This window comes from Peribacillus kribbensis DSM 17871 (assembly GCF_000430765.1).
GTDB lineage: Bacteria > Bacillota > Bacilli > Bacillales > DSM-1321 > Paraperibacillus > Paraperibacillus kribbensis.
The window spans coordinates 357,185-370,275 of record NZ_KE387238.1; the positions used below are offsets into that span (position 1 = coordinate 357,185).

Sequence of the window (13,091 nt, forward strand, 5' to 3'; positions counted from 1 at the left end):
GGATAGCCGCCCATTCCTGGGTATCCTCCCATTCCATAGCCGCCCATTCTTTCATCTGGTTTTTTCTTTCTAAACATTTTATCTCTCCTCAAATTGGGTTACAGTCCAGATTATGCAAAAAAATAAAAATGGCATGGGCTCATGCCCAGTTATTTTGGAGAGAATAATTCCACTTAGTTTGATAATACAGCAGGAACAGCGCTATAAGCTTTTTCTAAAATCTGAAGATAATCCTGAGGAAGGATTTCTTTTACATTGCTTGAGGTTGAATTGTTATTCATTGATAACTCTACAATCCGCTCAAAATCGGCCTTCTTTACTCCAGGAAGCTGCTTGAGTTTTGGAATGTTTATTTGATCCGTCAGTTCAACAATGCCCTTTATCAGCTTTTCTGCTGCTTCTTCATCTGAATCTTTTTCAGCAGCGAAGCCGGCAATCCTGGCAATCCGGCCATGAATTTCTTCGTGGCCACTAATGTTATATTCCAAAACATGCGGTAAGAATATTGCATTCGCTACACCATGCGGGGTGTCATAGAGTCCCCCAAGTGCTTCGGCCAGGCAGTGGACGGCTGCTACGTCAGCTGAACCAAAACAAAGTCCGGCCAAAAGGCTGCCTTCCAGCATTTCTGCCCGGGCCTTCCTGTTTTCTCCATTTTGGTACGCGAGCGGAAGAGCCTTGACGATCTTTGAAATGGCACTTGCCCCAAGTGCCTGAGAGATAGGGTTGCTCACCCGGCATGTATATCCCTCTATTGCATGAACAAGCGCATCCACCCCTGTGGCGGCAGTAATGTCGGGCGGAACACTGAGAGTCAGTTCAGGATCCAGCACCGCTAATTGGGGCCGGAGATTCGCATGCTTCAATGTCATTTTCCGATGAGTAGATTGTTCAGTGATGACGGCCGATCTCGTCACCTCAGAACCGGTTCCGGCTGTTGTGGGTATACAGATCAATGGTGCCGTCTGTCCATAGCTTCTTTTGCCATCTGCATATTCAGACGGAATGCCTCCATTCGGTCCGCATAAAGCAATGGCTTTTGCGGTATCCATGGCGCTGCCTCCCCCAATGGCTGCCACTGTGTTTATACGGTTCATCCGGAACTCCTCTGCTCCAAGCATACAGTCTGTATCCCTTGGATTTGGAAACACTTTATCAAATACCGTTACCCGATAGCCGCCTGCTTCAAGAGAATCCTTAATACCGGAAATCAATCCAGCACGGATGATTCCTGGATCACTGACTAGCATGATAGAAGCTCCTGCCCCCATTTTTCCTAATAGCTCGGGAAGAGTTTTTGATTTTCCTTCTCCCATCTCAATCTTTGTTGGACAATGATAACTGTAGTTCATCAACATACCTCCAAGTTTTAATGGCCTCATTAGTATTATTGGGCACACAAACTGCAAATCCCTTCTTTTCGAGTGACTTTTCTGTAAAATCCAAATGGACGGTCTGATTATTTTCATGCTATCAAAAAAGAAGCAGGCAAACGCCTGCTTCTCATTTTTTATTAAATAGATATAAGGACACAAAGAGCAGGAGAATCGCTGCTATTTTTTTGCCGTCGATTGGTACTCTTACCCCGCCCAGCAATCCAAAGTGGTCAATGATTGAGCCGATGATGATTTGTCCTGCAATAACAGAAATAAGCGTGGTTGCCACTCCGATTTTCGGGACTGTCAGGACCATAATAAAAACATAAAATGCTCCCAAGAGGCCGCCGATTAACTGCCACTTCGGCACAGAGCCTGCCGCAATGACGCTTCCTTTACCAAAGAAGATGGTAACAAAAAATAAAGCGGCTGTCCCGATTAAAAACGAGATAAAGGCTGCTTCAATTGAGCCAGCCTTTTTTCCAAGGCCTCCATTAATCTGTGCCTGGAATGCAATGGCCACTCCCCCAATCAAAGCAAGAATTGGATAAATGAATTTCATGATTTATAACTCCTTACGTTTCTTTACTATGGGAAAGTATACAGGTAGATATCGCTTTTTGTCCATATTTTGGACTTATTGACAAGAATCCAGAAAAAAGACCCGGATCCCGGGTCTTCCATATTTTTAATTATCCCCAAATATCACGGGCAATATTGATCACATGCCTTATTTTTGCCCACTGCTGCTCTTCGGACAAAATATTCCCATCCTCTGTGGATGCAAAACCGCACTGAGGGCTTAGGCACAGCTGGCTGATATCAACATACTGACTCGCTTCTTTAATTCGTGCTTTAATTCTTTCGGGGTTTTCTAATTCACCATTTTTAGACGTAATCAAGCCAAGGACAATTCTTAGATCCTCACGATTTACATGCTTGAGCGATTCGAATCCTCCAGACCTTTCATCATCGAATTCAAGGAACAGCCCATCAACATTCAGCCTGCCAAAAATGATTTCAGAAACACTGTCGTATCCTCCGCTTGACATATAGGTGGATTTATAATTCCCTCTGCAAATATGCATGGTGATCGTCATATCCTCTGGCTTGCCTGCAATGGATTCGTTGACAGCCCTAGCGAAGGTCAGAGCCAGCTTATCAGGATCTTCCCCTTCTTTTCTTAATTTCTCTCTTCCTTCCTCAGAAAAGAACGCTGCCCATGAAGTATCGTCGAGCTGTAAATACCGGCATCCTGCTTCATAAAATTCTTTGATTGCTTTTTGATAAGCTGTTACCAGATCGCTTAGTAATGCTTCACGGTTTTCATAGGATTCAATGACCGCTCTAAGAAGCAGCATATTTGGGCTCGGAATGGTAAACTTGACAGTCGTATCGCCTGCAGCCTCGTGCAGGAACTTATAATGCTCCAGCATAGGGTGGCCGGTAAAGCCTACTTTTCCTGTTACCTTGATTCCATGAGGCTTGGTTTCCACTCCTTTAAACTTCAAGCCTGTTTCCGCTTCAAACAGCTCTACGCCATCAAGGCCTGCCAAGAAATCATAATGCCACCAGGCTCTTCTGAATTCCCCATCTGTCACAGCACTGAGTCCCGCTTCCTTCTGCTTTGCAATCAGCCTGATGATTTCTTCATCTTCAATGCCGCGAAGCTCTTCTGCTGTAATTTCCCCATTCTGCTTCTTCTTCCTTGCATCCTTTAATCTTTTGGGCCTTAAAAAGCTTCCCACATGATCCGCGCGGAATGGTATCTGCGTTAACGTTTTTGTCATTTCAATTTCCTCCTTGAAGATGCTGATTTCTAAAAAAGTGGTCGATTTTCAAACGTGTATAGCGGCTGAAAACTAAATTTGAAACAACCTCTATGTCACTTGCCATACACCTTACCAAAAACAGACTTTTAAAAAGCCGCAAGGACGTAAAAAACGCTCCTCCTTATAAAAGGAAGAGCGTTATCGCACAATACGGCCAATGATCCCTTCCTTATCTTCCAGAGTAAATTCTGCAGGATTTAGCACCAGCTGTTATAAATAACAGGGGTTGCCGGGTTTCATAGGGCCAGTCCCTCCACCGCTCATGATAAGGTTTTTATTATAGTAAGAATATTCATAAATCATATAACATTATGACGGAAAAGTAAATAGTCTATTTTAAATGAATGAAGTAATAAAACAATAAAAAGGCACCTGACGTATCAGGTGCCCGCGTATTGAGGCGAATGACAACACTCCACATTGCGCTTGCCATTTAAGGCATGTCATTCGGCTTACACAATTCAGCTCATCGCTTTATTAATATAACATGATAAAAAGAATTATACAAGCTTTATTTTTCGGCGTTCACTTGAAGTTCCACATCAATATTTCCTCTTGTAGCCTTGGAGTACGGACACATTTGATGCGCCTTTTCAGCAAGGCTCTGTGCTTCCTCCTTAGAAACTCCATCAATATCCACATTTAATACTACTGCCAGTTTAAAGCCATTATCACTTTCATCTTTAAGCAGGCTGACATCAGCGGTAACAACCGGATCGACGTTCAGCTTTTCCTTCTTTGCGATAAGGGCCAATGCAGAATTATAGCACGCTGAATACCCTGCAGCGAAAAGTGCCTCGGGATTTGTCCCATTCCCGCCTTCCCCATTCAAAGCTTTGGGATTGGCAAGCTGGAAATCAATGACCCCGTCATCCGAACGGACAGTACCAGCTCGTCCTCCTCTTGATGTAGCAGATGCAGTAAACAATACTCCCATTAGTAAAACCTCCCTTGGATTGAATACTCTTGTATTTTTCCCGAGTATACACGCTTCAAACCTATTAAGAACACTGCACTTAAAGTTTACATAATATATTTATTGTCTAAAAAAAGAAGCTGTCTCCATGCAGTGAGACAGCTTCCCTAGTAATGATTATTCTTCTACGATTTTTACTTCCTTCATTTTGTCACCCTGCTGGATGTCATCCACATACTCCATTCCTTCAACTACCTTACCGAATACAGTATGCACACCGTTTAGATGCGGCTGCGGCTCATAAACGATGAAGAATTGGGATCCGCCAGTATCTTTTCCTGCATGAGCCATGGGAAGTGAGCAGCGTTCATACTTATGGGGATTTCCTGCTGTTTCACATTTGATCGTATATCCAGGGCCGCCAGTGCCTGTTGGAACGGGAGTCATTTACCCTCCCCTAAATTATTTACATCCTCAACAGTACCAATCTCATTCAATAAAGCATTTTGAATTGCTATCTTAAATTTAAGTACAATCCTTTTTTTAGTAACAGCTACTTCTCTAGCACCTGTCCTAGCATAGCTTTCTTTTCATCTAAGCTAACAGAGTTTTTAAAAGTATCTACCCATTTATCTAGCTGTACCTTTAACTTTTCTAAATCATCTGACTCTACCTGAGTCTTTTCAATCTCATCTTTTAATGAATTAAGTTGAGAAGAAAGCTCTTCTTTTTTAGCCTTATACTCATCTATTTTACTTTGTACAAAGTCTAAGCCATTTAGTGACCTCTCCCTTGTCCAATTGTCACTACTCCCATTAGATAATTATTTTCAAGTGTGACAGACTGAGCCAAAAAGACATAAAAAAAGAGCAGGTGCTTTTGCACCTACCCTAGTTAATTCCTACTATAATTACTCTGCATCAAATACTTTTACTTCTTGCATCTTATCCCCATTTTTCATGTTAAGAGCTGTCTCTAGACCAGATGTAACTTTACCAAAGACTGTATGTACTCCATTAAGGTGAGGCTGTGGCTCATGTACAATAAAGAATTGACTTCCACCTGTATCTTTTCCTGCATGAGCCATAGACAAGCTGCCTGCCTCATGTTTATGAGGATTTCCAACTGTCTCACATTTAATTGTGTACCCTGGACCACCTGCTCCTGTTCCTGTGGGATCTCCACCCTGACTTACAAATCCAGGAATTACTCTATGGAATGTAACTCCATCATAAAAGCCCTCATTAGCTAATTTTTCAAAGTTAGCTACTGTTTTAGGAGCTTCATTAGGGTAAAATTCAAGCTCCATTTTTTCTCCATTTTCCATTACTATATATCCTTTTTTAGCCATGATAACATCTCCTTTAGTAAGTAAAAATCAATTATAATAATAACATTATATGATACCAAAAGGAAATACAGAGCTTATGCCCTACCTGATCTTATCTACTATCTGCTTTAATAGCTTTAATACCTCAGCATCATTACTTTCTATCTTGCCTATCTTATTGCCAATTTCCCCTCTAAACTCTGACATATCTTTATGTAGCTTCTGTATTGCCTCTAGGATGTCCTGTACCTTTTTCCAATGTCTTTCTCCATGTTATCTAACCTCCTGACCTGCTCCTGATGCTTTTAATTATAACAAAAAAAGCAGAACCTAAGCCCTGCTTAACTCTATTAGCTTTTTCAGAAGATGACTGACTTTTATTTCTTAGTGATTCATCAATTAAAATAAACTCTTCAATTATGATTCTTTTTCCACTATCCATCTAAATCCTTTGCAAGAAGTGCATACAGATAGTGATCCTTCCATTCACCATTGATAAGCAGATTCTCTCTCATCAATCCTTCCCTTCTAAAGCCGTTTTTCTCAAGTACCCGCATAGAGCGGGGGTTCTCTGGTGAAACACCTGCTTCCATCCTTCTCAATTTCAAGGTCTGAAAGGCAAAGGTAATCATTAAATCGAGCGCCTCACTTGCAAAGCCTTTGCCTGTAAGGTCTGTATCAATGGAATAACCTGTTGATGCCGATTGGAAGAATCCCATTTTCACATCGTAAAGACTTATATCACCGATCAGGCCGCCATTGTCATTTAGGAAAATTCCAAAATTATAAGCTCGCCCTTTTTTAAATAATTCCTTGTCTTCACGGATGGCCTTTCTCTGGTTTTCAATCGTATAATACTCCTTGCTCCTTGAAGGTTCAAAAGCCTGCCAGACATGGCGGTTCCGTATCAATAAATCTGTATATGCGGCTGCATCCGATTCTTCCATTTGTTTTAAAACAATTCGATTTCCTGTAAGCATGGTCATTCTCCTGTAAGGTTATTTAAGCGTGATCAATTAAGCTGGTCAAGAGCTCCTTTTTAAGATCCAGGATAAACTGCAGGCTTTGTTTACAGCTGTCGACAGGGCTTTGTTCAAACTGCTCCTGTTCAATGATATACCAATCGATTTCCTGCTCCATTCCAGCCGTAATCAGGCTTTTAATATCGATCGTGCCTGTCCCAAGTTCTGTGCTTCTCTTCTCTCCGTCCCCGATTTTCATATCTTTTAGATGCAGGGAGATGAACCGACCGGGATGTTCCCTCATCAACGCAATCGGATCCACACCAGCATAAACAGCCCAGTAACTATCAAGCTCGAATTTCACGTTTTCAGGAGAAGTATGCTTCAAGAGAATATCAAGCCCTGTTCCTTCCCCGTATCGCTGAAACTCAAAATCATGGTTATGGTAAGCGAACATAAACCCATTTTCCCTGCATTTCTGTCCTATCTCATTAAGTAGCGAAGCAGTTTCCTTATAAGCCACTGCGGTCTTCCTTTTTTGTTCAGGAAGCCAGGGAAGGACGATCAACTTATTTCCTATCCCCCTATTATAATCAAGAACTTCCTCCAGCTTTTGTATCAGTTCCTCAAGCGGGGTGTGGCTTCCGGCAGGTTTAAGACCTGTTTCCTGCAGCAGTTCTTTTAAACACAGAGAAGAGGCCTGGTAAAACCCAGCAAATTCAACTCCCGGATACCCCATTTGAGCCAGCTTCCTTAATGTCCCTTCAAAATCCTTTTCTGTCTCTTCTTTTACTGTCCACAGCTGGAGCCCAATATTGAACATCTCTCTTCCTCCTCTGAGATTTTCTGATATGAAATAAATTGGCTATTCATCGTAAAAATCCCTTTAAAAACGGAAAAAAGAAGCAAGGAGGTGTCCAATAAGTCCCTGAAATAAGCAGGAGGAGAAAACAAAAAGTTTTCTCCTCCTGCTTTTGTTTTGTTCGACTGATTTCATCATCTGCGGATTTATCAGCCCGGGATCAGCACATACAAGGGAGCTGGCACTGTTTACCCCATCTGACACTTCTGCCTGTCAAGAAGATCACTTGCATGTATAAGAAGGGTGTCCAGCACGTCGGTTTACCCCACTTTCCGGACAGCCCCTTCAAAGGAGAACCTTATTTAACGGTGAGTTTTTCAAAAACCGGAGCCTTCCGGACAGGCGCCGCCTGTTCATAGGAATACGAGATTTCGATCAGCTGCTGCTCGCTATACGCGGTTCCTGTAAAGGTAATCCCAACAGGCTCCCCTTCCTCCGTATAGCCCGCCGGCACCGTGATGGAAGGATAGCCGGCTTTAGCCGGGATGCCTGCTCCGATGTTATTAGGAAAAACAATGGCATCAAGCCCATGCTGTTCAAGCGCAGCATCAATTCCCTTTTCGGTGGATAAGAAGTAATCCTTTTCAAGAGCATCTAAATAATCGGCTTCTGTAAGGCTCCCGCTTGTTTTTTCTGCTTCAATCAGCAGCGTCTGGCCGTATTTCAGCCTATTTTCCGGGTCTGTCTCGTTGAACGCGATCACATCTGCCAGTGATTGAACACTGCCTGTGAGCCTGCTTAGGTAGGCATTCAAATCCGCCTTAAATTCGTAGGTGAGTACATCATAGCTCCAGTCCTCTTTGCTCGAGGGAATCTCCACTTGATCTATGATCACTGCTCCCTGCTGTTTAAGCACCTCTATAGCAGAGTCAAGGATGTGCTGTTTTTCTTCACTGAGATAATCAAAATAAACCTCTCTCGCAATCCCGATTCTTTTCCCTTGAAGTCCATCTTTCTTTAAGGAGGCCGTAAAATCGACAGATGCTAAACGATTGGCACCTGTCGCAGGGTCAGCAGGGTCCTGCCCCCTGAGAGCATTTAGAAGAATCACAGCATCTCCTACCGTTCTGGCCATGGGACCTGCCGTATCCTGGGTATGTGCGATAGGTATGATGCCGGTCCTGCCGATGAGGCCGACGGTTGGCTTGATTCCCACCAGAGAATTCTGGCTGGCCGGACTCAAAATCGAGCCGGATGTTTCTGTTCCCACAGAAGCAGCCGCCAGGCTTGCAGCAATAGAAGCTCCGGAGCCTGAACTGGAACCGCCCACATCAAATTTTCCGGGACCATAAGGATTCAGTACCTGTCCCCCCCTTGAGCTATAGCCGCTCGGCATATTGTCTGTCATAAAATTGGCCCATTCCGTCATATTCGTTTTACCCAGGATGATCGCCCCTGCTTCCCGAAGACTGGCAGCCACAAAAGAATCAGATGGAGCAAACGAATTTGCAAGCGCAAGCGATCCAGCGCTTGTATGCAGCTTGTCTCCTGTATCTATATTATCTTTAATCAATAAGGGAATTCCGTGCAGCGGCCCCCTCGCACCCTTTGTTTTTCTTTCGGCGTCAAGGGCATCCGCGATCTGCAGGGCATCTGGGTTGATTTCAAGGACAGAATTAATGCTTGGCCCCTTTTTATCCAGTTCACTTATTCTCTTTAAATAAAGAAGTGTAAGCTCTCTTGCTGACAGCTCTCCTTGATCCATTTTAAACTGCATGTCTTCAATTGATGCATCCTGCAGCCACTCTTTATATAGCACTGCTAGTTTTTCATTATTCATGGTTATGGCTCCTTAATACTTTGTTGAATTTTCAGTTTATTCTTAACTGATTATACCTTAAATCTCGCTTTATGTAAGCAGGAGGAATTCATTATGGGAAAAAGCGGCAGATGCCTGGACACCTGCCGCTTTCCTGATTACTGCAGCTCTTTGTTAAACCACTGAAGAGACGCCTGCATAAGCTCTCTAAAGTGCTTTTCCGTAGAGTACGTATGGCATGCCCCCTTTACAATATGAAGACTGCAGTTCTTGTTTTTCTTATTAAATTCGATACTATATGAACAAGGGATTTCCTTATCCTCAGAACCATGAATCAAAAGTGCGCTTCCATTATAATCATTTAATGCATGTCCTGTCAGGTAGCCTTTCAAGGAATCAATGTACTTTCTCGTAAATTCAAATCCTGCGTAATCAACAGCCTGTCCAGCCTGAAGCCTTGAGACCCTTTCACTGCCGAGTATCTCTGTTATGTCTTGATATGGATTTCCGACAGCAGACCAAAGAAGCAGTTTCCTGATTCTTTCATCCCTTGAAGCGTTTATGGCTGCCGCCGCTCCCCCCAGACTGTGGCCAAGGAGGAATATATTCTCGGAATCAGCAAAATCCAATGAACATGCATAATCTACAACTGTTCTTGTTTGACTGAGGATCTCCTCAAAGCGGGTATGCCCGTACTCCCCTTCACTCTCGCCGCATCCTGTATAATCAAACCTTAATACGGCAGCCCCAGCCTTATTGAATTCCTCCGCTGCTTTAACAAACAGACGGTTCACCCCGGTCTTGCTGCCGATAAAGCCATGGCAGATGATGATCAGCGGAAGCTTTGACCATGCCCCTTCAGGCACATCCAATGATGCTGAAAGATTTCTGCGGTCCCAGGGAATGAAAAAATGCTGTCTGCCCATCTAATGACGCCCCCCTCTTTCTTACTCTTTATAAAATTCCGTCATCTATTTCAAAACATTTTATTCCTATGAGTTTTATAGGATTTAATATAACGGAAGTGGAGGATCCATGTCAATTTCTTTTTTTATTTTTCAAAAAAACTGTCTCATGCTGAAGAGTGCAGACCTTCATGAGACAGTTTTTTGTGTTACATCTTCTGCCGGTATGGCATATAAGGCGGAATGGGTGTATTAATGACAGACAAAGGAATTTCAAGAGTTTCCCCTGTTTGGATTTGATAAGGATTTGTGAGCTTATTCGCGGCCTTAAGATCCTCCACTCGTAATCCGTATTGGCCGGCAATGAATTCCAGGGATTCTCCTGTCTCCGGTCTATGTTCTTTCCTGATTTTTTCAATCTTGCAGGCAGACTGCTTGAAAGTCGGCTGCTTGGATAAAGGGTCCACAAAATCAGCTGTAAGCTCATTGGCGGATTCTTTTTTCTCCCAGCTTCCAAAATGGAACGGAACGAACACCAATCCTTTCTGCACTGCCTCCCCTATCCTTGCCGGTACGCTGATCCATCCCCGCGGTGAAGAGATCCGCACGACTTCTCCCTGAATGATACCCAGCTTTTTGGCATCTTCTTCATGAATTTCCACATACGCATGCTGTGCGGCCATATGGAGATTTGGAGCACGTCCTGTTTTTGTCCGGGTATGCCAATGCCAGACAAGCCTCCCTGTGGTAAGCCAAAATGGATAGTCATCATTGGGCTGTTCTGCAGGCGGGACAAACCTTGTCGGGTGAATGATAGCACGGCCATCTGCGTTTAAATCCGTAAATTCTTTTTTTGTCAAGGCACGGCCTGTCACCTGGTCCTTTGCAAAGCTTTGGGCATAATCCGGATTTGTATGGAATTGAAAGTCTGCGTACAGCCGGGGAGTACCTGTTGATTCTTCGTCCTTTACCGGCCATCTTAGCCCGTTATATTTCTCAAGCCTCTCATATGTGATTCCCATCATATCGCAGGGACGGCCCTTCGAAACAAGCTTGAATTCCTCAAAGCATTCTTCCGGGCTATGATAGGAAATCAGCGGGTCTCCATCTTTGTCCGTAAAATCCATACGTCTGGCAAAATCGAGCAGAATGTCAAAATCTGATTTCACTCCATGGGGAGGATCTACTGCCTTGCGCAATAGATTAATCGTCCTGTCCGCATTCTCCATTGTTCCCTCTTTTTCTCCCCAAAGAGCAGCCGGGAGAACAACGTCCGCGACTGAGGTTGTCTCAGTTAAAAAAGGATCCTGTACGACAACAAATGTCTTTTCGAGTGCTTTTCGAGCTCTCTGCCGGTTCGGGAGCGACACTAAGGAATTTGTCCCGATATTCCAGAAAAGCCCTATTTCATCTCTTTCCATCATGGCAATCTGTTCTTCAATCCCTTTTTCAGGACCAACCGGAAGGACCATCTTATCCACATTCCAAAGAGCAGCTATCTCTTCGATATGATCGGGATTCATAGGATTCCTGTGGGCTGGATACGTCCCTACCCCGCCCGCGGTCCGGTTCGCCGAAGAACTAGGCTGCCCTGCCATATGAAGAGGGCCCGAGCCAGGCTTCCCGATCAGCCCGCGCATCAAATGAAGATTATTTATCGCCACACAGGCCGTGGTTGCATCTGCACTCTGGAAAGTACCCTGGAGAGTGGTTGTGACAAGCGAAGATGTGGTCCCAAGCCTGTGAATGGCTGTTTGTAAAAGATCCTGGCTTATACCTGTAAAACTGGCCGTCTCTTCTAGTGACCATTCAGAAACAGATTTTTTCATTCCATCCATTCCTATGGTGTGATTCTGGATAAAATCATGATCAAGATTTCCCTGCTGGATCATGCCGTTAATGAGCCCGTTCAGCAATGCCACGTTGGAGCCGGGATACAGCTGAAGATGGAGATCGGCCTCCATGGCAGAAAGTGTCTTCCTCGGATCGACGACGATGAGATACGGTTTTCCCGTCCGTTTTTTTCTCTCCATAATACGTTCAAATAGTACCGTGCCTGTTTCGGCTGGATTATGGCCAAATAACATAAGAGTTTCTGTTTCATCAATGTCATCAAAGGAAGCGGGCGTCCCATCTGCCCCAAACGACTGCAAAAGGCAGAATTCGGTCGTTGCAGTACACAGGCGGGTATTCGCATCCAGCAGATGCGTTTGAAGCCCAGCCCTGCCGATCTTGGCAATTGTATAGTAATCTTCCAGGAACCCCTGGCCCGTTGAATAAATCGCAATGCTGTTCGGCCCCTTTTCCCTTAGAGACTTTTTCGCCTGCTCCGTGATCCGGTTCATGGCTTCATCCCAGGTTGCCGGGATTAAATTTCCTGATTCATCACGGACGAGGGGAGTGGTAAGCCTGTCACTGGCATTATTGGCATACCACTGGTTTTCCCCTTTTGGCCCAAGCCTGCCCCGGTTAATGGGATGCTTCCCGTTGCCCTTGATTCCCACTATTTTTCCATCCTTTACAGCCGCATAGCAGCCACAGCCTACCGAGCAGATATTACAGGTGCTGTACACCCATTTATCCACCTCTCCCTGCGAATACACATGACTGTCAATCCGTTCCTTTTCCCATGCCATTATTCTCAGGCCTCCTTTTGAACAGAAGGAATATAAAAGGAAGGGACCACATATTTTATATTCTCTGCTCCATAGATATTTTTCAGTTCTTCTGCTGCTGCCTCCAGATTTCTCTTCATCTCAGGAAAAGCGGGCTCCAGCCTTTCCGCTGCGGATTGTGAGGACAGATTCATCCACTCACCCGCCCTCTTCCATGATTGAAACATAGGATAAGAAATTTCATGGTTATGGTAAACGATGCTTATGTATTCCTTAACGGTGTCCAGTTTCACTTCCTCTTCCTTCTCCAGTTCAGGAAGCAGCTTTTCCAATACTTCCTTTTGCTCCTGAAGCGAAACCGTCAAGATTGTAACCAGCGGGTGGTCAAAAGAAATAATTTCCTTCAGGACCTCTTCCGTGCTGCTGTGCACTGTGGAAAAAAGATTTTGCAGATGCTTCACACTTTTCCCCTTCTTTCAGAGTATTTATATCTATATTTGAATTTTTCCTTATTTCTCCGGTTGTAAACCAGGG

At 44.1% G+C, this 13,091-nt stretch carries 11 protein-coding genes, 1 pseudogene and 1 riboswitch; all 12 genes and pseudogenes read right to left on the reverse strand.

The features are described from left to right. Positions 1 to 173 precede the first annotated feature (173 nt). Positions 174 to 1,355, reverse strand: a complete 1,182-nt coding sequence (locus H539_RS0115550) for an iron-containing alcohol dehydrogenase (protein ID WP_026694282.1) — start codon at positions 1,353 to 1,355, stop codon at positions 174 to 176. Between the two features lie 148 nt (positions 1,356 to 1,503). After that, positions 1,504 to 1,938: a DMT family transporter gene (locus H539_RS0115555; RefSeq protein WP_026694283.1), complete on the reverse strand. Its 435-nt coding sequence runs from the start codon at positions 1,936 to 1,938 to the stop codon at positions 1,504 to 1,506. Positions 1,939 to 2,068: 130 nt separating this feature from the next. Continuing rightward, entirely contained in the window at positions 2,069 to 3,166 is a 1,098-nt protein-coding gene (locus H539_RS0115560; RefSeq protein WP_026694284.1) for a 5-methyltetrahydropteroyltriglutamate--homocysteine S-methyltransferase, read from the reverse strand. A gap of 208 nt (positions 3,167 to 3,374) precedes the next feature. Continuing rightward, positions 3,375 to 3,480: riboswitch (SAM riboswitch) on the reverse strand. A 239-nt stretch (positions 3,481 to 3,719) separates the two neighbouring features. Further along, positions 3,720 to 4,145, reverse strand: a complete 426-nt coding sequence (locus tag H539_RS0115565; RefSeq protein ID WP_026694285.1) for an organic hydroperoxide resistance protein — start codon at positions 4,143 to 4,145, stop codon at positions 3,720 to 3,722. Positions 4,146 to 4,301: 156 nt separating this feature from the next. Beyond that, positions 4,302 to 4,565: pseudogene (locus H539_RS28745) on the reverse strand (peptidylprolyl isomerase); the annotation flags it as partial. A 469-nt stretch (positions 4,566 to 5,034) separates the two neighbouring features. Beyond that, positions 5,035 to 5,475: a peptidylprolyl isomerase gene (locus H539_RS0115575; protein WP_026694286.1), complete on the reverse strand. Its 441-nt coding sequence runs from the start codon at positions 5,473 to 5,475 to the stop codon at positions 5,035 to 5,037. Positions 5,476 to 5,888: 413 nt separating this feature from the next. Continuing rightward, complete coding sequence (locus H539_RS0115585; RefSeq protein WP_051348616.1) at positions 5,889 to 6,434, reverse strand: GNAT family N-acetyltransferase; 546 nt, start codon at positions 6,432 to 6,434, stop codon at positions 5,889 to 5,891. A gap of 22 nt (positions 6,435 to 6,456) precedes the next feature. Then, a complete protein-coding gene (locus H539_RS0115590; protein ID WP_026694288.1) occupies positions 6,457 to 7,239 on the reverse strand; it encodes a sugar phosphate isomerase/epimerase family protein in 783 nt (260 codons plus the stop codon). 337 nt (positions 7,240 to 7,576) lie between these two features. Beyond that, positions 7,577 to 9,058 (reverse strand): amidase family protein, encoded by a 1,482-nt coding sequence (locus H539_RS0115600; RefSeq protein WP_026694289.1) that lies wholly within the window; start codon positions 9,056 to 9,058, stop codon positions 7,577 to 7,579. Between the two features lie 137 nt (positions 9,059 to 9,195). Further along, complete coding sequence (locus tag H539_RS0115605) at positions 9,196 to 9,963, reverse strand: alpha/beta hydrolase (protein ID WP_026694290.1); 768 nt, start codon at positions 9,961 to 9,963, stop codon at positions 9,196 to 9,198. A gap of 188 nt (positions 9,964 to 10,151) precedes the next feature. Continuing rightward, positions 10,152 to 12,578 carry a molybdopterin-dependent oxidoreductase gene (locus tag H539_RS0115610; protein ID WP_026694291.1) on the reverse strand — a complete coding sequence of 809 codons (2,427 nt, stop codon included), beginning with the start codon at positions 12,576 to 12,578 and terminating at the stop codon, positions 10,152 to 10,154. Positions 12,579 to 12,583: 5 nt separating this feature from the next. After that, on the reverse strand, positions 12,584 to 13,018 hold the full coding sequence (locus H539_RS0115615) for a hypothetical protein (RefSeq protein WP_026694292.1): 435 nt from the start codon (positions 13,016 to 13,018) through the stop codon (positions 12,584 to 12,586). Between the last annotated feature and the right edge of the window lie 73 nt (positions 13,019 to 13,091).

Bases quoted from the DNA above. Each gene is read 5' to 3' on its own strand.
- H539_RS0115555 (WP_026694283.1), bottom strand. From the start codon at position 1,938: ATGAAATTCATTTATCCAATTCTTGCTTTGATTGGGGGAGTGGCCATT.
- H539_RS0115560 (WP_026694284.1), bottom strand. From the start codon at position 3,166: ATGACAAAAACGTTAACGCAGATACCATTCCGCGCGGATCATGTGGGA.
- H539_RS0115565 (WP_026694285.1), bottom strand. From the start codon at position 4,145: ATGGGAGTATTGTTTACTGCATCTGCTACATCAAGAGGAGGACGAGCT.
- H539_RS0115575 (WP_026694286.1), bottom strand. From the start codon at position 5,475: ATGGCTAAAAAAGGATATATAGTAATGGAAAATGGAGAAAAAATGGAG.
- H539_RS0115585 (WP_051348616.1), bottom strand. From the start codon at position 6,434: ATGCTTACAGGAAATCGAATTGTTTTAAAACAAATGGAAGAATCGGAT.
- H539_RS0115590 (WP_026694288.1), bottom strand. From the start codon at position 7,239: ATGTTCAATATTGGGCTCCAGCTGTGGACAGTAAAAGAAGAGACAGAA.
- H539_RS0115600 (WP_026694289.1), bottom strand. From the start codon at position 9,058: ATGAATAATGAAAAACTAGCAGTGCTATATAAAGAGTGGCTGCAGGAT.
- H539_RS0115605 (WP_026694290.1), bottom strand. From the start codon at position 9,963: ATGGGCAGACAGCATTTTTTCATTCCCTGGGACCGCAGAAATCTTTCA.
- H539_RS0115610 (WP_026694291.1), bottom strand. From the start codon at position 12,578: ATGGCATGGGAAAAGGAACGGATTGACAGTCATGTGTATTCGCAGGGA.